This is a genomic window from Enterobacter cloacae complex sp. P14RS, assembly GCF_014895895.1.
GTDB classification, from domain to species: domain Bacteria; phylum Pseudomonadota; class Gammaproteobacteria; order Enterobacterales; family Enterobacteriaceae; genus Enterobacter; species Enterobacter bugandensis.
On the sequence record NZ_JADBQM010000011.1, the window covers coordinates 189,617 to 209,579 of the forward strand.

A 19,963-nucleotide genomic window follows, 5' to 3' on the forward strand; every position below is an offset into this window, starting at 1 on the left:
GCAAAATGTTTTTGCTGGCTTTTTTCGTTTATTCTTTCACCCAATTTTGATTCGCTTTCACAAGGACTTGCGCATGCTGTGGTTGATGACGATGGGGCGCCGCCTGAACGGCGTGTACGCTGCTTTTATGCTGGTGGCCTTCATGATGGGCGTGGCCGGTGCGCTACAGGCACCGACGCTGAGCCTGTTTCTCAGCCGCGAGGTGGGGGCGCAGCCGTTTTGGGTGGGCCTGTTTTATACCGTTAACGCGATTGCCGGGATCCTCGTTAGCCTGGGTCTGGCGAAACGATCTGACAGCCAGGGCGATCGCCGCAGGCTGATCCTCTTTTGCTGCGCCATGGCCGTGGGCAACGCGCTGCTTTTTGCCTTTAACCGTCATTACCTGACACTCATCACCTGCGGCGTGCTGCTGGCCTCTCTGGCGAACACCGCCATGCCGCAGCTGTTCGCGCTGGCCCGTGAATACGCCGACAGCTCGGCGCGAGAGGTGGTGATGTTCAGCTCGGTGATGCGCGCACAGCTCTCGCTGGCGTGGGTCATCGGCCCGCCGCTGGCCTTCATGCTGGCGCTGAACTATGGCTTTACGGTCATGTTTTCTATCGCGGCAGGCATTTTTATTATCAGCCTGGCTCTGATTGCTTTTGCGCTGCCGTCTGTCGCCCGGGTTGAGCAGACGACGGATAAGCCCATTACTCAGGTGAGCGGCTGGCAGGATAAAAACGTGCGGATGCTGTTTATCGCCTCCACGCTGATGTGGACCTGCAACACCATGTACATTATTGATATGCCGCTGTGGATCAGCAGCGATCTAGGCCTACCGGACAAGCTTGCGGGGATCTTAATGGGGACCGCCGCCGGGCTGGAAATTCCGGTGATGATTCTGGCGGGGTATTACGTTAAGCGCTTCGGAAAGCGTCGAATGATGATCGTTGCCGTGGCGGCTGGGGTGCTGTTCTACGCGGGGCTGCTCCTTTTCCATTCGCGTGAAGCGTTGCTGGCGCTGCAGCTGTTTAATGCCGTGTTTATTGGCATCGTTGCCGGGATCGGCATGCTCTGGTTCCAGGATCTCATGCCCGGCCGCGCCGGCTCTGCGACTACGCTTTTTACCAACAGTATTTCGACGGGCGTTATTCTGGCGGGAGTGATTCAGGGCGCGCTGGCGCAAAGTTATGGTCATGCCTCGGTTTACTGGATGATTGCGGCCATTTCGGTGGTAACGCTTGGGCTGACCTGCCGGGTCAAGGATGTTTGATTCTGGAAGGCGGCTTCACGAAATGAAACGATTTTCTGACAGATACAGAGAAGGCGCATAGAGTGCGTGACGGGTGCTTGAGGCTGTTTGCCTCAGGCTTTCGCAAGAGGCAAACAGTGGAGAGTCCCACATCAAAAAACTGATGGGGAGACCAACTTCACAACCAACATTGCGAGGTTAGTCTCTTCATTGCCGAAAAGCAATAAGGAGGCTGGAATGCCAAAACGTACTCTGCTGTTAGGTTTGTTTCTGATCTGTACGACGCTATTGATCTTCACCTGGATGGTGCGTGATTCGCTGTGTGAGTTGCACTTCAGACAGGAGAAAACAGAGCTGGCGGCAGTGTTGGCTTACGAAGCGAAACGTTAGCGGTATTGGCGGGGGAAGTGTCCCCGCCTCTCCAGAGTGGTTGAGCCTCAACGCACCCTTATCAATGGCCCGCGCCCTGCGGGCCATTGCCTTTAGCCCATAAACGCAGGCTGTTTTTTCTCGTACGCTGAGATGGCGTCCTCGTGCTGGAGCGTCAGGCCAATGCTGTCCAGACCGTTCAACATGCAGTGGCGACGGAAGGCATCAATGCTGAAGCTGTAGGTCTTATCCCCGGCTTTCACCACTTCCGCTTCCAGATCCACCTCAAACGCCATCCCTGGACTTGCCTTAACCAGCGCGAACAGTTCATCGACCTGCTCGTCGCTCAGCGTCACCGGCAGCAACTGGTTGTTGAAGCTGTTGCCGTAGAAGATATCCGCGAAGCTCGGGGCGATAACCACCTTAAAGCCGTAGTCGGTCAGCGCCCAGGGCGCATGCTCACGCGAGGAGCCGCAGCCGAAGTTTTCCCGCGCCAGAAGAATGGATGCACCTTTGTATTCCGGGAAGTTCAGGACGAACTCCGGGTTTGGCACTTCGCCTTTGTCGTCCAGAAAACGCCAGTCGTTGAACAGGTGTGCGCCAAAACCGGTGCGGGTCACTTTCTGCAAAAACTGCTTCGGAATGATCGCGTCCGTATCGACGTTAGCGGCGTCCAGCGGGACAACACGGCCCGTATGTTGGGTAAATTTCTCTGCCATGATTGTCTCCTTATTTCAGGCTGCGAATATCGGCGAAATGGCCGGTGACTGCCGCAGCGGCGGCCATTGCCGGGCTGACCAGGTGGGTGCGTCCACCCCGGCCCTGACGGCCTTCAAAATTACGGTTGCTGGTGGAGGCGCAGCGTTCGCCCGGATTCAGGCGGTCGTTGTTCATCGCCAGACACATGGAGCAGCCCGGCAGACGCCATTCGAAGCCTGCTTCGATAAAGATCTTATCCAGTCCTTCCGCTTCCGCCTGGGCTTTCACCGGACCGGAGCCAGGAACCACCAGCGCCTGCACGCCCGGCGCCACTTTGCGGCCTTTGGCAATCTCTGCCGCCGCGCGTAAGTCCTCGATACGGGAGTTGGTGCAGGAGCCGATGAACACCTTATCAATGTTCACCTCGGTCAGCGGTACGCCGGGTTTCAGCCCCATATAGGCCAGCGCTTTTTCCGCACTGGCGCGTTCGACCGGATCGGCGAAGGAAGCCGGGTCAGGAATGCTGTCGTTGACGGAGATGACCTGGCCAGGATTGGTACCCCAGGTGACTTGCGGCGCAATCTCTTCCGCCTGCAGCGTGACAACGGTATCAAAGGTGGCACCGTCGTCAGTTTTCAGGGTTTTCCAGTATGCGACCGCGTCGTCAAAATCCTGACCTTTCGGCGCGTGCAGACGGCCTTTCACATAGTTGAAGGTGGTTTCGTCCGGTGCGACCAGGCCTGCTTTAGCACCCATCTCAATAGCCATATTACACAGGGTCATGCGACCTTCCATGCTCAGCGCCTGAATGGCTTCACCGCAGAATTCCACCACGTGACCGGTACCGCCTGCGCTGCCGGTTTTGCCGATAATCGCCAGCACGATATCTTTCGCGGTGATACCCGGCGCGGCTTTGCCCTTCACCTCAATCTTCATGGTTTTGGCGCGGCCCTGTTTCAGAGTCTGCGTCGCCAGAACGTGCTCAACTTCCGATGTGCCGATGCCGAACGCCAGCGCGCCAAACGCGCCGTGGGTCGCGGTATGGGAGTCGCCGCAGACGATGGTCATGCCCGGCAGCGTAATACCCTGCTCAGGTCCCATCACGTGGACGATGCCCTGATACGGGTGGTTCAGATCGTACAGCTCCACGCCAAATTCGTTGCAGTTCTTGATCAGCTCCTGCATCTGGATGCGCGCCATCTCGCCGGAAGCATTGATGTCTTTGGTCTGGGTGGAGACGTTGTGATCCATCGTGGCAAAGGTTTTACCCGGCTGGCGCACCGGACGCTTGTGCGCGCGCAGGCCGTCGAAGGCCTGCGGAGAGGTCACTTCGTGCACCAGGTGGCGGTCAATGTACAGCAGCGGGGTTTCGTTTGGCGCCTCGTAGACAACATGCGCATCAAACAATTTTTCATATAACGTCTTGGCCATGATTACACCCCTTCAGCGACATAGCGGGCAATGATGTCGCCCATTTCATCAGTACTGACTGCTGCCGTGCCGCGCGCTAAGTCACCGGTACGGACGCCTTCTTCTAACGCCCGGTTAATGGCGCTTTCAATTGCGGTTGCTGCGTCGCCTGCATCGAGGCTGTAGCGCAGCAGCAGGGCCAGGGAGAGGATCTGCGCAATCGGGTTCGCAATGTTCTTGCCTGCGATATCCGGCGCGGAACCGCCCGCCGGTTCGTACAGGCCAAAGCCTTCTTCATTCAGGCTGGCGGATGGCAGCATGCCCATAGAGCCGGTGATCATCGCGCACTCGTCAGACAAAATATCGCCGAACAGGTTGGAGCAGAGCAGCACGTCAAACTGGGACGGATCCTTAATCAGCTGCATGGTCGCGTTGTCGATGTACATATGCGACAGCTCAACGTCCGGGTACTGCTTAGCGACTTCACTGACGATCTCGCGCCACAAAATGGACGACTGCAGCACGTTCGCTTTATCAATAGAGGTCACCTTATGGCGGCGCTTGCGTGCAGATTCAAAGGCGATATGGGCGATACGTTCAATTTCGAAACGGTGGTACACCTCGGTATCAAACGCTTTCTCGTGCTGACCGCTGCCTTCGCGACCTTTTGGCTGACCGAAGTAGATCCCGCCCGTCAGCTCACGCACGCACAGGATGTCGAAACCGTTGGCCGCGATATCCGCGCGCAGCGGACAAAACTCTTCCAGCCCCTGATACAGCTTAGCCGGACGCAGGTTACTGAACAGCTTAAAATGTTTACGCAGCGGCAGGAGCGCGCCGCGCTCTGGCTGCTCTGCCGGCGGCAGGTGTTCCCATTTTGGGCCACCGACGGAGCCAAACAGCACGGCATCGGCATTTTCGCAGCCTTCAACGGTGGTTTTCGGCAATGGCGTTCCGTGGTTATCAATCGCAATACCGCCCACGTCGTAGTGGCTGGTGGTAATTTTCATCGCAAAACGCGAGCGAACGGCTTCCAGTACTTTCAGCGCCTGTGCCATCACTTCCGGACCAATACCGTCACCCGGCAACACAGCAATATGGTAGTTCTTCGACATTACACGGTTTCCTTGTTGTTCTCTTTATTCTGAGCTTTGCGTTGCAACTCTTTTTCGACTTCAGCGGCGCGCCAGATGTTGTTCAGGACGTGCACCATCGCTTTCGCGGAGGATTCGACAATATCCGTCGCCAGGCCCACACCGTGGAAACGGCGGCCATTATAGTTGACGACGATATCCACCTGACCCAGCGCGTCTTTACCGTGCCCTTTCGCCGTCAGGTCGTATTTCACCAGCTCTACGTCGTACTCGGTAACGCGGTTGATCGCCTGATAGATGGCATCCACAGGGCCGTTACCGTTGGCGGCTTCCGCTTTAATTTCATCACCGCAGGCCAGCTTGACCGAGGCGGTAGCGATGTCGCTGGAGCCGGACTGCACGTTGAAGTAGTCCAGACGGAAGTGCTCTGGCTCTTCCTGCTGCTTGTTGATGAAGGCCAGCGCTTCCAGGTCGTAATCGAATACCTGGCCTTTCTTGTCGGCCAGCTTCAGGAACGCGTCGTACAGCTGATCCATGTTGTAATCGCTGTCCTGATAGCCCATCTCTTCCATCCGGTGTTTCACTGCCGCACGACCGGAACGGGAGGTCAGGTTCAGCTGAACCTGGTTCAGGCCGATGGATTCCGGAGTCATGATTTCGTAGTTTTCACGGTTTTTCAGCACGCCGTCCTGGTGAATACCGGAGGAGTGGGCGAACGCGCCGGTTCCAACAATCGCCTTGTTAGCCGGGATCGGCATGTTGCAAATCTGGCTGACGGTCTGGCTGGTGCGCCAGATTTCGTTGTGATTGATGCGGGTGTGCACGTTCATGATGTCTTTGCGCACCTTGATGGCCATGATCACTTCTTCCAGTGAACAGTTGCCCGCGCGTTCACCGATACCGTTCATTGCACCTTCTACCTGACGTGCACCGGCGTGCACCGCAGCGATGGCATTGCCTACGGCCAGGCCCAAATCATCATGGGTATGTACTGAGATGATTGCTTTATCAATGTTAGGTACGCGCTCATACAGGCCGGTAATGATGTTGGAGAACTCAAACGGCATGGTATAGCCGACGGTGTCCGGGATGTTGATGGTTTTAGCGCCCGCGTTGATGGCGGCTTCGACTACGCGCGCCAGGTCTTCAATCGGCGTACGGCCCGCATCTTCACAGGAGAATTCAACGTCATCGGTGTAGTTGCGTGCGCGCTTAACCATGTATACCGCGCGTTCAATGACCTCATCCAGCGTGCTGCGCAACTTGGTTGCGATGTGCATTGGTGAGGTTGCAATAAAGGTATGAATACGGAAGGCTTCGGCCACCTTCAGCGACTCAGCCGCAACGTCGATGTCTTTCTCTACGCAGCGCGCCAGACCGCACACGCGGCTGTTTTTAATGGTGCGGGCGATAGTCTGTACGGATTCAAAATCACCCGGAGAGGAGACGGGGAAACCGACCTCCATCACGTCGACGCCCATACGCTCGAGAGCCAGCGCAATCTGCAGTTTTTCTTTTACACTCAGGCTTGCCTGTAATGCCTGTTCACCGTCACGTAAAGTAGTATCGAAAATAATGACTTGCTGGCTCATGGGTTAGGTCCTTGTCAGTCTTAGGGCGCCTTGCTACGAGCATAAAAAAAACCCGCGCAGTGGCGCGGGTTTTTAGTCTTACTGGTGACGATTCAACGCTGAATTTCGCCCGCCAGTCTACCGCGCACAGTGGATGCGTTTAGTAGTAGTAGACCGATGAAACGAATGGTGCGTGTCATGAATCGTGCTCCGTTAAATTCAATATGCTTTTAGTGGTACTGGATACAGCTGGGCATGTCAACCCCTGATGGTAAAAACGGCCCCAGAAGGCTAAACAGAGAGGGTGTGTTGTTTAGCTTATTGTGCTGGGTTTTCGATTTTTAACTTAACTAATTGTCTATTTTTGGACTTAAAAAACATTTGCAGAAACGAATAAACATAACGGGTATTTTTCAGGTGACGCAGTCCTCACAAATGCTTTCTCTTTAAACCGTTTTACTATCATCGAGTTATCTTTTTTGAGAGAACTTTTTCTCCCTTCAAATAGAATCATTGATAACAGATTGTTAACTTAATTCTGCTCAATGTCGATAACAGTTTAATTATACTTAAGTCATCCTTAACTGGATGGTTATTGTATATTGATTTGGTTTATGGTTTCATTCAAACACTAAAGTTAAGCATATCCTTTGTGCCGTTTTGTATTATAGCATTATTAGATAATCTTTATATATTCCGATTTTTAAACAATTTTCTTTCGCTGGTCGTATCTGCATGGTAAATCATATTTTTCGAAATTATTACAGTGCGTTGGCGAAGGGAGTGTAGCGTGACAGTGGAGTCAGAAGTGCCAGAAAATAATATTAAACAACCACAGATTACTGATGGAATTAAACCACAGTTACGCACGGTGGATCTTAATCTACTGACGGTGTTTGATGCTGTCATGCAGGAGCAGAATATCACGCGTGCGGCACAAGCCCTGGGGATGTCACAGCCTGCCGTAAGTAATGCCGTTGCCAGGCTTAAGGTTATGTTCAACGACGAATTGTTTGTTCGTTATGGAAGAGGGATCCAGCCTACAGCGCGGGCTTTCCAGCTTTTCGGCTCCATCCGCCAGGCGCTGCAGCTGGTGCAAAATGAGCTGCCGGGCTCGGGCTTTGAACCCTTAAGCAGTGAGCGAGTATTCCATCTCTGCGTCTGCAGCCCATTAGATAATTATCTGACGTCAATTATTTATAATAAAGTTGAAGAGATCGCACCTAATATTAATCTCGTCTTTAAATCGTCCTTAAATCAAAACACCGAACACCAGTTACGTTACCAGGAAATCGAATTCGTCCTGGGTTATGAAGAATTCCGCCGTCCTGAATTTTCCTGTGTACCGCTGTTTAAAGATGAAATGGTGCTGGTTGCCAGCAAAAAACATCCACGACTGAATGCGCCGTTACGTGAAAGTGACGTTTATAGCGAACAGCATGCCGTTGTTGCGCTCGACAGATATGCCTCCTTTAGCCTGCCCTGGTACGACACTGCGGAGAAACAGGCGAGCGTGGCTTATCAGGGGATGGCCATGGTCAGCGTATTAAACGTCGTTTCCCAGACGCAGCTGGTGGCAATTGCCCCACGCTGGCTGGCAGAAGAGTTCTCTGGCGCGTTAAATCTGCAAATTTTGCCTCTGCCGCTCAAGCTAAATAGCCGCACCTGCTATCTCTCCTGGCATGAAGCTGCTGGACGGGATAAAGGACATCAGTGGATGGAAGAGCTACTTATTAGCATCTGCCGTCGGTAATCGAGTCAGGATAAATTGCATCTTTGCATGTGATTTATCCTGGTTTTGTTTCTTTTACTAATATTTTGTTCTGTTGCGTATTTTATCTGGTGGCTGCCAGGCCCGTAAAAATAGATGATTTTCTACATCGCCGCGCTTTTCAGCGATGATTTATCATCTCATCCCCTAATTTCAGATGAATTAACCATATCCTCTGACAATGTCTGTTTTTTCTGCTTTCACTGCCTCTTCTCTCTCCTGGTTTGCGAATTGCCTGCCTCATAACGAGCGGTTAAGGTAAGTATCACTCTGCAAAATAGAAGACGGGTTCATCCCGATCGCAAGACGGTGCGGAAATGAATTCGGCGGTCCGTCTATAACAAAATGCCTGGAGGCAAAGCATGGAGATGTTGTCTGGCGCGGAAATGGTCGTCCGGTCGCTGATCGATCAGGGCGTAAAGCAAGTGTTCGGCTATCCTGGCGGCGCGGTCCTCGATATTTATGACGCACTGCATACGGTAGGGGGTATTGACCATGTGCTGGTACGCCATGAGCAGGCGGCGGTACATATGGCCGATGGCCTGGCGCGTGCGACGGGTGAAGTGGGCGTGGTCCTGGTCACGTCGGGGCCCGGTGCAACAAACGCCATTACCGGCATTGCGACCGCGTACATGGACTCTATTCCGCTGGTGATCCTTTCCGGACAGGTCGCGACATCACTGATTGGCTATGATGCGTTTCAGGAGTGCGACATGGTCGGGATTTCGCGTCCCGTCGTGAAGCACAGCTTCCTGGTCAAGCAAACCGAAGACATTCCTGGCATTCTGAAGAAGGCGTTCTGGCTGGCGGCAAGCGGGCGCCCGGGGCCGGTGGTGGTCGATCTCCCTAAAGATATCCTGAACCCGGCAAACAAGCTGCCCTATGTCTGGCCGGAATCGGTGAGCATGCGCTCTTACAACCCAACAACGCAGGGCCACAAAGGTCAGATCAAACGCGCGCTGCAAACGTTGCTGGCCGCTAAAAAACCGGTGGTCTATGTCGGTGGCGGGGCCGTCAATTCAGCGTGTGAGGCACAGCTTCGTGAACTGGTTGAAAAGCTCAATCTTCCTGTTGCGTCATCGCTGATGGGCCTCGGAGCGTTTCCCGCCACCCACCGTCAGGCGCTCGGCATGTTGGGTATGCACGGTACCTATGAAGCCAACATGACGATGCATCATTCTGACGTCATCTTTGCCGTCGGCGTGCGTTTTGACGATCGTACGACCAACAACCTGGCGAAGTATTGCCCGAACGCCACCGTGCTGCACATTGATATCGATCCGACGTCAATTTCAAAAACGGTGTCTGCTGATGTACCTATCGTCGGCGACGCGCGACAGGTCCTTGAACAAATGCTGGATCTGCTGGCGCTGGAAAACACAGCGCAACCGCTGGATGAAATCCGTGACTGGTGGCAGCAAATTGAGCAATGGCGCGCGCGGCAGTGTCTGAAATATGACACCCAAAGCGAGCATATTAAGCCGCAGGCGGTCATCGAAACGGTATGGCGACTGACGAAAGGCGACGCGTATGTGACCTCTGACGTGGGCCAGCATCAAATGTTTGCCGCCCTCTATTATCCGTTTGATAAACCGCGCCACTGGATCAACTCGGGAGGTTTAGGCACGATGGGCTTTGGCCTGCCTGCCGCGCTGGGCGTGAAGCTGGCGCTGCCAAATGAAACCGTCGTCTGCGTGACCGGAGACGGCAGTATTCAGATGAACATTCAGGAACTTTCCACCGCGCTGCAATATGAGCTGCCGGTACTGGTGCTCAACCTTAATAACGGCTATCTCGGTATGGTGAAGCAGTGGCAGGATATGATCTACTCGGGCCGCCACTCTCAGTCATATATGAAATCGCTGCCGGATTTTGTTCGTCTTGCTGAAGCTTATGGTCATATAGGGATGCGGGTGACCGATCCGGCTGAACTGGAAACGAAGCTCGCCGAAGCGCTTGAGCACGTTAAAAACAATCGCCTCGTCTTTATGGATGTCATCGTTGATGGAACCGAGCACGTTTATCCGATGCATATTCGCGGCGGCGGTATGGACGAGATGTGGTTAAGCAAAACGGAGAGAACCTGATATGCGCCGGATATTATCGGTATTACTGGAAAACGAGTCTGGCGCACTGTCGCGCGTCATTGGGCTTTTTGCGCAGCGTGGCTATAACATTGAAAGCCTGACCGTGGCGCCAACGGACGATCCGACGATGTCGCGTATGACGATTCAGACCGTTGGCGATGCCAAGGTAATTGAGCAGATCGAGAAACAGCTGCATAAGCTGGTCGATGTGCTGCGCGTAAGCGAGCTGGGGCAGGGCGCTTACGTTGAGCGTGAGGTCATGCTGGTAAAAATACAGGCTAGCGGTTACGGGCGCGAGGAGGTCAAACGCAATGCGGATATCTTCCGCGGGCAGATCATCGACGTCACGCCTTCTCTTTATACGGTTCAACTGGTCGGAACCAGTGACAAGCTGGACGCTTTCCTGGCATCCGTGCGGGATGTAGCAAAAATTGTTGAGGTGGCGAGATCGGGGATCGTTGGTCTGTCACGCGGCGAGAAAATCATGCGGTAGTTGTTAAAAAGGTTCGCCTCTTTCAGCCCGGTCACCAAAGCCGGGCTTTTTTTTGCGTAATCAGCCGACAACGCAGATAAAAGCGGTTGCCGCGAAGGCTTTTCTGCGTTTAGATGTTAAAAGATTTAACCATAACCTTGACAGGGCCATGGACTCTTTTCTTTTTTTAAGGGGCAATTGTGAAACTGGATGAAATCGCCCGGCTAGCCGGCGTGTCACGAACAACGGCCAGCTATGTGATTAACGGCAAAGCAAAGCAGTACCGCGTCAGCGATAAGACCGTTGAAAAAGTTATGGCGGTGGTTCGTGAGCATAACTACCATCCGAATGCTGTCGCTGCCGGCCTGCGTGCCGGGCGCACCCGCTCTATTGGTCTGGTGATCCCGGATCTGGAAAACACCAGCTATACCCGTATCGCCAACTATCTTGAACGTCAGGCCCGCCAGCGCGGTTATCAGCTGCTGATAGCCTGTTCTGAAGACCAGCCTGATAACGAGATGCGCTGCATTGAACATCTGCTCCAGCGTCAGGTCGATGCCATCATCGTCTCGACCTCCTTACCGCCGGAGCATCCGTTTTACCAGCGCTGGGCGAACGATCCGTTCCCCATCGTGGCGCTGGACCGCGCGCTCGATCGTGAGCATTTCACAAGCGTAGTGGGTGCCGATCAGGATGACGCGGAAATGCTGGCCGCTGAGCTGAGAACCTTCCCCGCTGAAACGGTGCTGTATCTTGGCGCGCTGCCCGAGCTTTCCGTAAGCTTCCTGCGTGAGCAAGGGTTCAGAACCGCCTGGAAAGACGATCCGCGTGAAGTCCACTATCTCTATGCCAACAGCTATGAACGCGAAGCCGCTGCGCAGCTGTTCGAAAAATGGCTGGAGACGCACCCGATGCCCCAGGCGCTGTTCACCACGTCATTTGCCCTTCTGCAGGGGGTAATGGATGTCACCTTGCGTCGTGAAGGCAAGCTCCCCTCTGACCTGGCGATCGCCACGTTTGGGGATAACGAGCTTCTCGATTTCCTTCAGTGCCCGGTGCTGGCGGTGGCCCAGCGTCACCGAGATGTAGCTGAACGCGTCCTGGAGATTGTTCTGGCGAGCCTGGATGAGCCGCGCAAACCGAAGCCGGGTCTGACCCGTATCAAACGTAATCTCTATCATCGCGGAATTTTGAGCCGCCATAAATGAAATGACGGGGCGGCGAAAAACCGCCCTTTTTACTGGAATTATTCGTCGAGTTAATTCCCGCAGTGAAATTAGGATAATTCTTGAGAGATCCTAATCTACTATTTTTCTTAATTCATTTTGCCGTTTAAAATGGCCCTTAAAGAATCATGAAGCGATTTTTAGACGCCTCTCTTTGTATTACTTTGTTACAAACCCTCTTCGGTCGATGAATATTCAGACGTTTTTTCTTCCCCCCGACCGGCCAGCAACGCAACCGCCGCTTCTACCGACCGATTGAGCGAATCTGGCGCTGTCATCCCCTGACAATCTGTCATAAAATGCTGCCCGCGTCGCAAACTGACACTTTATATTTATCTGCGATGATATTGAGTGAGCCTTAACGCTAGTGTGCATATTCGGTTTTTTTCTTACAAATATTCATAACGTTAATTTTGCCTCGCCAGTTGTGCAGTTATTAACCGGGACTGTTTATCTCTGTAAATAGTGGGCGTACAGCCTCGTATAGGGAGAGTCCTGGCTTGACAAGCTTTTCCCTCGCTCCGTAAACTCCTTCAGGTGGGAATTTGTGGGTTAAAGTGGTGAGGAGGGGTGAGACTGGCATGTTCCGTGGAGCAACGTTAGTCAATCTCGACAGCAAGGGGCGTTTATCGGTACCAACCCGATACCGCGACCAGCTGATTGAGAATGCTTCGGGTCAAATGGTTTGCACCATTGACATCAACTCCCCCTGCCTGCTGCTTTACCCCTTGCCTGAATGGGAAATCATTGAGCAAAAGCTGTCGCGACTGTCGAGCATGAACCCGCAGGAACGCCGCGTGCAGCGGCTCTTATTGGGACATGCCAGTGAATGTCAGATGGATAACGCCGGGCGATTACTGATTGCTCCTGTGTTGCGGCAACATGCCGGTCTGACCAAAGAAGTGATGCTGGTCGGGCAGTTCAACAAGTTTGAACTGTGGGACGAAACGACCTGGTATCAACAGGTCAAGGAAGATATCGACGCTGAGCAGTCTGATTCCGCAACTTTATCGGAACGGCTGCAGGACTTGTCTCTATAAATATGATGGAAAATTATAAACATAAAACGGTGTTACTGGACGAGGCCGTGAACGGCCTGAATATTCGTCCGGATGGCATCTACATTGATGGCACGTTTGGTCGCGGTGGTCACTCGCGTTTGATCCTCTCCCAGCTTGGAGAGGAAGGGCGCCTGCTGGCAATCGATCGCGATCCGCAGGCGATTGCCGTTGCACAGACCATCAATGACCCACGCTTTTCCATCGTGCATGGACCTTTCTCTGCGCTCGCGGATTACGTGGCCGAGCGCGATCTTACGGGCAAGATCGACGGGATTCTTCTCGATCTTGGCGTCTCTTCACCCCAGCTTGATGATGCAGAACGCGGCTTCTCCTTTATGCGCGATGGTCCGCTGGATATGCGGATGGACCCGACGCGCGGCCAGTCTGCCGCCGAATGGCTACAGACCGCTGACGAAGCCGATATTGCATGGGTGATCAAAACGTTTGGCGAAGAGCGCTTTGGCAAACGTATTGCGCGCGCCATTGTTGAGCGCAACCGCATTGAGCCGATGACCCGCACCAAAGAGTTGGCCGAGGTGATCGCGGCGGCAACGCCGGTGAAGGATAAGCACAAACATCCCGCGACCCGTACCTTCCAGGCGGTTCGCATCTGGGTAAACAGTGAACTGGAGGAAATAGAGCTGGCGCTAAAAAGCTCGCTCGACGTGCTGGCCCCGGGTGGGCGGTTATCCATCATCAGCTTCCATTCGCTGGAAGACCGCATTGTAAAACGCTTCATGCGTGAACAGAGCCGCGGTCCTCAGGTTCCCGCGGGGTTGCCGATGACGGAAGAACAACTCAGGAAGCTGGGGGGCCGTCAGTTGCGAGCATTAGGCAAGTTGATGCCGGGCGAAGAAGAGGTGGCAGAGAATCCACGTGCCCGTAGTTCAGTGCTGCGAGTTGCAGAGAGGACGAACGCATGATCGGCAGAGTGACAGAAACCCTAAGCAAAGTTAAGGGATCGTTAGGAAGCAACGAGCGCCATGCCTTGCCTGGCGTGATCGGCGACGATCTTTTGCGATTCGGGAAACTGCCACTCTGCCTGTTCATTTGCATCATTGTTACGGCAGTTACGGTGGTGACCACAGCTCACCATACACGTTTATTGACTGCGCAACGCGAGCAGCTGGTGCTGGAACGCGATGCGCTGGATATTGAATGGCGAAATCTGATCCTTGAAGAAAACGCGCTCGGCGATCACAGCCGGGTTGAACGGATCGCAACGGAAAAGCTGCAGCTGCAGCATGTTGATCCTTCCCAGGAAAATATCGTAGTACAAAAATAAGGGAACACGCGACGCATGAAAGCAGCGGCAAAAACGCTTAAACCAAAACGTCAGGAAGAACAGGCCAACTTCATCAGTTGGCGTTTTGCGTTGCTTTGCGGCTGCATTTTACTGGCGCTGGGTTTCCTGCTGGGACGCGTGGCGTGGTTGCAAATCATCGCCCCTGACATGCTGGTACGCCAGGGAGATATGCGCTCCCTTCGCGTTCAGGAAGTGTCGACTTCTCGCGGAATGATCACTGACCGTTCAGGTCGCCCGCTGGCGGTGAGCGTGCCGGTGAAGGCGATCTGGGCCGATCCGAAAGAGCTGCACGACGCCGGTGGCATCACGCTTGATAACCGCTGGAAAGCGCTTTCAGATGCGCTCAAAATGCCGCTGGATCAGCTAGCCTCCCGCGTCAACGCGAACCCGAAAGGGCGTTTTATCTATCTGGCGCGCCAGGTTAACCCTGACATGGCGGACTACATTCGGAAACTGAAGCTGCCGGGCATTCATCTGCGCGAAGAATCCCGTCGTTACTATCCGTCCGGAGAAGTAACCGCTCACCTCATCGGCTTCACCAACGTCGACAGCCAGGGGATTGAAGGCGTTGAAAAAAGCTTCGATAAGTGGCTCACCGGCCAGCCTGGCGAGCGAATTGTGCGTAAGGACCGCTACGGGCGCGTCATTGAAGATATCTCCTCTACGGACAGCCAGGCGGCGCACAACCTGGCTCTGAGTATCGACGAGCGCCTGCAGGCGCTGGTCTACCGCGAGCTGAACAACGCCGTGGCGTTTAACAAGGCAGAATCCGGCAGCGCCGTGCTGGTGGATGTCAGCACCGGAGAAGTGCTGGCCATGGCCAACAGTCCTTCCTACAACCCGAACAACTTTACCGGCACCGCAAAAGATGCGATGCGTAACCGGGCAATTACCGACGTGTTCGAACCCGGCTCCACGGTGAAACCGATGGTGGTGATGACGGCGCTTCAGCGCGGTATCGTCAATGAAAACACGGTCCTGAACACGATCCCTTACCGTATTAACGGCCACGAGATTAAAGACGTGGCGCGCTACAGCGAATTGACCCTGACCGGGGTGTTACAGAAGTCGAGTAACGTCGGTGTTTCAAAGCTGGCGTTAGCGATGCCGTCCTCAGCGTTAGTAGAGACTTACTCACGTTTTGGACTGGGAAAGGCGACCAATTTGGGGTTGGTCGGAGAACGCAGTGGCTTATATCCTCAAAAACAACGGTGGTCTGACATAGAGAGGGCCACCTTCTCTTTCGGCTACGGGCTAATGGTAACCCCGTTACAGTTAGCGCGAGTCTACGCAACGATTGGCAGCTACGGCGTCTATCGCCCGCTGTCCATCACCAAAGTTGATCCACCGGTTCCGGGCGAGCGTATCTTCCCGGAATCCATCGTTCGTACCGTTGTGCACATGATGGAAAGCGTGGCGCTGCCGGGCGGCGGCGGCGTGAAGGCGGCCATCAAAGGCTACCGCATCGCCATTAAAACCGGTACGGCGAAAAAGGTGGGGCCAGACGGCCGCTACATCAACAAATACATTGCCTATACCGCAGGCGTTGCGCCTGCAAGCAATCCGCGTTTTGCGCTGGTGGTCGTGATTAACGATCCACAGGCGGGTAAATACTACGGCGGCGCCGTCTCCGCGCCTGTGTTTGGCGCCATCATGGGCGGCGTTTTACGCACCATGAACGTTGAACCAGATGCGCTGGCGACGGGCGAAAAAAGTGAATTTGTAATTAATCAAGGCGAGGGTACAGGTGGCAGATCGTAATTTGCGCGACCTTCTCGCTCCGTGGGTGCCAAATGCACCGGAGCGAGCACTGAGAGAGATGGTACTGGACAGCCGCGTGGCTGCTTCTGGCGATCTTTTTGTGGCGGTGGTTGGTCATCAGGCGGACGGGCGTCGTTATATCCCGCAGGCGATTGCGCAAGGTGTGGCTGCCATTATTGCTGAGGCTAAAGACGAGGCAACCGACGGTGAGATCCGTGAAATGCACGGGGTGCCGGTTATCTATCTCAGCCAGTTGAATGAGCGTCTCTCTGCACTGGCAGGACGTTTTTATCACGAACCTTCCGACCAGCTGCGTCTGGTTGGCGTGACGGGCACGAACGGAAAAACCACCACCACGCAGCTGATGGCGCAGTGGGCTCAGCTGCTGGGTGAAACCGGCGCGGTGATGGGTACCGTGGGTAACGGCCTGCTGGGCAAAGTGAGCCCGACGGAAAACACCACCGGTTCTGCGGTTGACGTACAGCACGTGCTTGCCGCTCTGGCAGGGCAGGGGGCAACCTTTGCCGCGATGGAAGTTTCTTCGCACGGCCTGGTCCAGCACCGCGTCGCGGCACTGAAGTTTGCTGCTTCAGTGTTCACCAACCTGAGCCGCGATCACCTTGATTATCATGGTGATATGGAACACTACGAAGCCGCCAAATGGCTGCTGTTCTCTACTCACCATTACGGCCAGGCCATCATCAACGCCGACGACGAAGTGGGCCGCCGCTGGCTTGCGAAGCTGCCAGACGCGGTAGCGGTGTCGATGGAAGACCATATTAATCCGAACTGCCACGGCCGCTGGCTGAAGGCCGTAGACGTTAACTATCACGACAGTGGCGCGACGATCCGCTTTGCCTCTTCCTGGGGTGACGGTGAAATCGAAAGCCGCCTGATGGGGGCGTTCAACGTCAGCAACCTGCTGCTGGCGCTGGCAACGCTGCTGGCGCTGGGTTATCCGATGGCGGAGCTGCTGAAAACGTCAGCGCGTCTCCAGCCGGTTTGCGGCCGTATGGAAGTGTTTAGCGCGCCGGGCAAACCGACCGTGGTTGTCGATTATGCCCACACGCCGGATGCGCTGGAAAAAGCGCTGGAAGCGGCACGCCTGCACTGCACCGGTAAACTCTGGTGCGTCTTCGGCTGCGGTGGCGATCGCGACAAAGGTAAACGTCCCCTGATGGGCGCCATTGCGGAGCAGTTCGCGGACATTCCTGTGGTCACCGATGACAATCCGCGTACCGAAGAGCCGCGCGCCATCATCAACGACATTCTGGCGGGTATGCTGGACGCCGGTCGCGCCCGTGTGGTGGAAGGCCGCGCGGAAGCCGTGACAAATACCATCATGCAGGCAAAAGAAAATGATGTCGTTCTGCTGGCCGGTAAAGGCCATGAAGACTATCAGATCGTTGGCAATCGTCGTCTGGACTACTCCGACCGCGTAACGGCAGCGCGTCTGCTGGGAGTCGTCGCATGATTAGCATCACCTTAAGCCAGGCCGCTGCGGTACTGCACGGCGAGCTGCTGGGCCTGGATCTGACCATTGACGCGGTCACCACCGACACCCGCAAAGTGACCGCGGGCTGTCTGTTTGTGGCGCTGAAAGGCGAACGTTTTGACGCGCATGATTTTGCCGGACAGGCCAAAGAAAACGGCGCTGGCGCGCTGCTGGTCAGCCGCAGGCTGGATATCGATTTGCCGCAGATAGTGGTGAGCGATACGCGTCTCGCGTTCGGTGAACTGGCCGCCTGGGTTCGTCAGCAGGTGCCTGCTCGCGTTGTCGCGCTGACCGGGTCATCGGGCAAAACGTCAGTGAAAGAGATGACGGCGGCCATCCTCAGCCAGTGCGGTAATACGCTTTATACCGCAGGCAACCTCAATAATGACATCGGCGTGCCGATGACATTACTTCGCCTGACCAAAGAGCATGAGTTTGCGGTGATCGAGTTAGGGGCAAACCACCAGGGCGAAATCGCCTGGACCGTGAGCCTGACTCGCCCGGAAGCGGCGCTGGTGAATAACCTCGCGGCAGCGCATCTGGAAGGCTTTGGCTCGCTGGAAGGCGTAGCAAAAGCGAAAGGCGAAATCTACACCGGTCTGCCTGCTGACGGCATTGCCATTCTCAATGCCGACAACAACGACTGGCTGAACTGGCAGAGCATCATTGGCTCGCGTAAAACCTGGCGCTTCTCGCCGAACGCGGCCAACAGTGACTTTACCGCGACCAATATCCATGTGACGTCGCACGGTACGGAATTCACGCTTGCTACCCCAACGGGTGACGTAGACGTGCTGTTACCGCTGCCGGGACGCCATAACATCGCCAATGCGCTGGCTGCAGCGGCCTTGTCGACGGCGGTGGGAGCGTCACACGAGGCGATTAAAACCGGGCTGGCGAATTTGAAAGCCGTGCCGGGACGCCTGTACCCGATCCCGCTTGCAGAAAACAAATTGCTGCTGGATGACTCCTACAACGCGAACGTCGGCTCAATGACGGCGGCGGTGCAGGTGCTATCTGAAATGCCGGGCTACCGCATCATGGTGGTTGGCGACATGGCGGAGCTGGGCGATGAAAGCGAAGCCTGTCATACCCAGGTGGGTGAAGCGGCGAAAGCGGCGGGACTGGACTGCGTGCTGAGCGCAGGAAAACTGAGCCAGGCGATTAGCCATGCCAGCGGCGTTGGCGAACATTTTGCCGACAAAGCCGCGTTGATTGAGCGCCTTAAGGCATTAATTACAGAAAAACAAATTGTGACAGTGTTAGTGAAAGGTTCACGTAGTGCCGCCATGGAAGAGGTTGTGCACGCATTACAGGAGAACGGGACATGTTAGTTTGGCTGGCCGAACATTTGGTCAAATATTATTCAGGCTTTAACGTCTTTTCGTATCTGACGTTTCGCGCCATCGTCAGCCTGCTGACTGCGCTGTTCATCTCGTTGTGGATGGGCCCGCGCATGATTGCCCGTCTGCAAAAACTCTCTTTCGGCCAGGTCGTACGTAACGACGGTCCGGAGTCGCACTTCAGCAAGCGCGGTACGCCGACGATGGGCGGGATCATGATCCTGACCGCGATCGTCGTTTCCGTACTGCTGTGGGCCTATCCGTCTAACCCGTACGTCTGGTGCGTGCTGACCGTACTGGTGGGCTACGGCATTATCGGGTTTGTGGATGATTACCGTAAAGTCGTCCGCAAAGACACGAAGGGCCTGATTGCACGCTGGAAGTATTTCTGGATGTCAGTGATTGCGCTGGGCGTTGCCTTCGCGCTGTATCTGGCAGGAAAAGATACGCCCGCCACCGAACTGGTGGTGCCGTTCTTTAAAGACGTGATGCCGCAGCTGGGGCTGTTCTACATCCTGCTGGCCTACTTTGTGATTGTTGGTACCGGTAACGCCGTTAACCTGACCGATGGCCTGGATGGTCTGGCGATTATGCCAACCGTCTTCGTGGCGGCTGGTTTTGCGCTGGTGGCGTGGGCGACCGGTAACATGAACTTTGCGAACTACCTGCACATTCCTTATCTGCGTCACGCGGGTGAGCTGGTGATCGTCTGTACGGCGATTGTCGGCGCGGGGCTGGGCTTCCTCTGGTTCAACACCTATCCGGCGCAGGTCTTTATGGGTGACGTCGGTTCTCTGGCTTTGGGCGGTGCGCTCGGCATTATCGCCGTGCTGCTGCGTCAGGAGTTCCTGCTGGTGATCATGGGCGGCGTGTTTGTGGTTGAAACCCTGTCGGTGATTTTGCAGGTCGGCTCCTTCAAGCTGCGCGGTCAGCGCATCTTCCGTATGGCGCCGATCCACCACCACTATGAACTGAAAGGCTGGCCGGAGCCGCGCGTGATTGTGCGCTTCTGGATTATTTCGCTGATGCTGGTGCTGATTGGCCTGGCAACGCTGAAGGTACGTTAA

General features: G+C 55.0%; 18 protein-coding genes. 13 read left to right on the plus strand and 5 right to left on the minus strand.

Annotated elements, in window-relative coordinates; genetic code table 11:
• Window positions 1-73 precede the first annotated feature (73 nt).
• The gene (locus IM295_RS10180; protein WP_193066636.1) at window positions 74-1,252 is read left to right on the plus strand and encodes a sugar efflux transporter; all 1,179 of its coding nucleotides are present in this window, start codon (window positions 74-76) and stop codon (window positions 1,250-1,252) included.
• Window positions 1,253-1,468: 216 nt separating this feature from the next.
• On the plus strand, window positions 1,469-1,621 hold the full coding sequence (locus IM295_RS10185) for a Hok/Gef family protein (RefSeq protein ID WP_010427008.1): 153 nt from the start codon (window positions 1,469-1,471) through the stop codon (window positions 1,619-1,621).
• Between the two features lie 92 nt (window positions 1,622-1,713).
• Here the strand turns inward: IM295_RS10185 and leuD are convergent, their stop codons facing one another.
• From leuD to leuL, 5 genes are all read right to left on the minus strand, one after another.
• Window positions 1,714-2,319 (minus strand): 3-isopropylmalate dehydratase small subunit, encoded by a 606-nt coding sequence (gene leuD / locus IM295_RS10190; protein ID WP_193066637.1) that lies wholly within the window; start codon window positions 2,317-2,319, stop codon window positions 1,714-1,716.
• 10 nt (window positions 2,320-2,329) lie between these two features.
• Complete coding sequence (leuC, locus tag IM295_RS10195; RefSeq protein WP_063943830.1) at window positions 2,330-3,730, minus strand: 3-isopropylmalate dehydratase large subunit; 1,401 nt, start codon at window positions 3,728-3,730, stop codon at window positions 2,330-2,332.
• A 2-nt stretch (window positions 3,731-3,732) separates the two neighbouring features.
• On the minus strand, window positions 3,733-4,824 hold the full coding sequence (gene leuB, locus IM295_RS10200) for a 3-isopropylmalate dehydrogenase (protein WP_045631152.1): 1,092 nt from the start codon (window positions 4,822-4,824) through the stop codon (window positions 3,733-3,735).
• The gene (gene leuA / locus IM295_RS10205) at window positions 4,824-6,395 is read right to left on the minus strand and encodes a 2-isopropylmalate synthase (protein WP_028015499.1); all 1,572 of its coding nucleotides are present in this window, start codon (window positions 6,393-6,395) and stop codon (window positions 4,824-4,826) included. The genes leuB and leuA overlap by 1 nt, the downstream gene beginning before the upstream one ends.
• Before the next feature lie 92 nt (window positions 6,396-6,487).
• The gene (gene leuL / locus IM295_RS23290) at window positions 6,488-6,574 is read right to left on the minus strand and encodes a leu operon leader peptide (RefSeq protein ID WP_071993742.1); all 87 of its coding nucleotides are present in this window, start codon (window positions 6,572-6,574) and stop codon (window positions 6,488-6,490) included.
• A 608-nt stretch (window positions 6,575-7,182) separates the two neighbouring features.
• On the opposite strand from leuL, the gene leuO reads away from it, so the two are divergent.
• The 11 genes from leuO to mraY all read left to right on the plus strand — a co-directional run bounded on the left by leuO (window position 7,183) and on the right by mraY (window position 19,963).
• Window positions 7,183-8,127 carry a transcriptional regulator LeuO gene (leuO, locus tag IM295_RS10215; RefSeq protein ID WP_041911249.1) on the plus strand — a complete coding sequence of 315 codons (945 nt, stop codon included), beginning with the start codon at window positions 7,183-7,185 and terminating at the stop codon, window positions 8,125-8,127.
• Between the two features lie 380 nt (window positions 8,128-8,507).
• Window positions 8,508-10,232 (plus strand): acetolactate synthase 3 large subunit, encoded by a 1,725-nt coding sequence (gene ilvI / locus IM295_RS10220; RefSeq protein WP_028015500.1) that lies wholly within the window; start codon window positions 8,508-8,510, stop codon window positions 10,230-10,232.
• 1 nt (window position 10,233) lies between these two features.
• Window positions 10,234-10,725: an acetolactate synthase small subunit gene (ilvN, locus tag IM295_RS10225; RefSeq protein ID WP_049000496.1), complete on the plus strand. Its 492-nt coding sequence runs from the start codon at window positions 10,234-10,236 to the stop codon at window positions 10,723-10,725.
• A 179-nt stretch (window positions 10,726-10,904) separates the two neighbouring features.
• A complete protein-coding gene (gene cra / locus IM295_RS10230) occupies window positions 10,905-11,912 on the plus strand; it encodes a catabolite repressor/activator (RefSeq protein ID WP_014168621.1) in 1,008 nt (335 codons plus the stop codon).
• 599 nt (window positions 11,913-12,511) lie between these two features.
• The gene (gene mraZ / locus IM295_RS10235; protein ID WP_010426995.1) at window positions 12,512-12,970 is read left to right on the plus strand and encodes a division/cell wall cluster transcriptional repressor MraZ; all 459 of its coding nucleotides are present in this window, start codon (window positions 12,512-12,514) and stop codon (window positions 12,968-12,970) included.
• Between the two features lie 2 nt (window positions 12,971-12,972).
• The gene (gene rsmH / locus IM295_RS10240) at window positions 12,973-13,914 is read left to right on the plus strand and encodes a 16S rRNA (cytosine(1402)-N(4))-methyltransferase RsmH (RefSeq protein WP_045259453.1); all 942 of its coding nucleotides are present in this window, start codon (window positions 12,973-12,975) and stop codon (window positions 13,912-13,914) included.
• A complete protein-coding gene (gene ftsL, locus IM295_RS10245) occupies window positions 13,911-14,276 on the plus strand; it encodes a cell division protein FtsL (protein ID WP_006173860.1) in 366 nt (121 codons plus the stop codon). The genes rsmH and ftsL overlap by 4 nt, the downstream gene beginning before the upstream one ends.
• A gap of 15 nt (window positions 14,277-14,291) precedes the next feature.
• Entirely contained in the window at window positions 14,292-16,058 is a 1,767-nt protein-coding gene (locus IM295_RS10250) for a peptidoglycan glycosyltransferase FtsI (RefSeq protein WP_028015504.1), read from the plus strand.
• On the plus strand, window positions 16,045-17,532 hold the full coding sequence (gene murE / locus IM295_RS10255; RefSeq protein ID WP_193066638.1) for a UDP-N-acetylmuramoyl-L-alanyl-D-glutamate--2,6-diaminopimelate ligase: 1,488 nt from the start codon (window positions 16,045-16,047) through the stop codon (window positions 17,530-17,532). The genes IM295_RS10250 and murE overlap by 14 nt, the downstream gene beginning before the upstream one ends.
• The gene (gene murF / locus IM295_RS10260; protein WP_193066639.1) at window positions 17,529-18,887 is read left to right on the plus strand and encodes a UDP-N-acetylmuramoyl-tripeptide--D-alanyl-D-alanine ligase; all 1,359 of its coding nucleotides are present in this window, start codon (window positions 17,529-17,531) and stop codon (window positions 18,885-18,887) included. The genes murE and murF overlap by 4 nt, the downstream gene beginning before the upstream one ends.
• Window positions 18,881-19,963 carry a phospho-N-acetylmuramoyl-pentapeptide-transferase gene (mraY, locus tag IM295_RS10265; RefSeq protein ID WP_008501985.1) on the plus strand — a complete coding sequence of 361 codons (1,083 nt, stop codon included), beginning with the start codon at window positions 18,881-18,883 and terminating at the stop codon, window positions 19,961-19,963. The genes murF and mraY overlap by 7 nt, the downstream gene beginning before the upstream one ends.

Coding starts and splice junctions, on each gene's coding strand:
- leuB (WP_045631152.1), bottom strand. CDS start 4,824: ATGTCGAAGAACTACCATATTGCTGTGTTGCCGGGTGACGGTATTGGT.
- mraZ (WP_010426995.1), top strand. CDS start 12,512: ATGTTCCGTGGAGCAACGTTAGTCAATCTCGACAGCAAGGGGCGTTTA.
- murF (WP_193066639.1), top strand. CDS start 17,529: ATGATTAGCATCACCTTAAGCCAGGCCGCTGCGGTACTGCACGGCGAG.
- IM295_RS10250 (WP_028015504.1), top strand. CDS start 14,292: ATGAAAGCAGCGGCAAAAACGCTTAAACCAAAACGTCAGGAAGAACAG.
- leuD (WP_193066637.1), bottom strand. CDS start 2,319: ATGGCAGAGAAATTTACCCAACATACGGGCCGTGTTGTCCCGCTGGAC.
- rsmH (WP_045259453.1), top strand. CDS start 12,973: ATGATGGAAAATTATAAACATAAAACGGTGTTACTGGACGAGGCCGTG.
- leuA (WP_028015499.1), bottom strand. CDS start 6,395: ATGAGCCAGCAAGTCATTATTTTCGATACTACTTTACGTGACGGTGAA.
- ilvI (WP_028015500.1), top strand. CDS start 8,508: ATGGAGATGTTGTCTGGCGCGGAAATGGTCGTCCGGTCGCTGATCGAT.
- leuC (WP_063943830.1), bottom strand. CDS start 3,730: ATGGCCAAGACGTTATATGAAAAATTGTTTGATGCGCATGTTGTCTAC.
- ilvN (WP_049000496.1), top strand. CDS start 10,234: ATGCGCCGGATATTATCGGTATTACTGGAAAACGAGTCTGGCGCACTG.
- leuL (WP_071993742.1), bottom strand. CDS start 6,574: ATGACACGCACCATTCGTTTCATCGGTCTACTACTACTAAACGCATCC.
- IM295_RS10180 (WP_193066636.1), top strand. CDS start 74: ATGCTGTGGTTGATGACGATGGGGCGCCGCCTGAACGGCGTGTACGCT.
- IM295_RS10185 (WP_010427008.1), top strand. CDS start 1,469: ATGCCAAAACGTACTCTGCTGTTAGGTTTGTTTCTGATCTGTACGACG.
- mraY (WP_008501985.1), top strand. CDS start 18,881: ATGTTAGTTTGGCTGGCCGAACATTTGGTCAAATATTATTCAGGCTTT.
- ftsL (WP_006173860.1), top strand. CDS start 13,911: ATGATCGGCAGAGTGACAGAAACCCTAAGCAAAGTTAAGGGATCGTTA.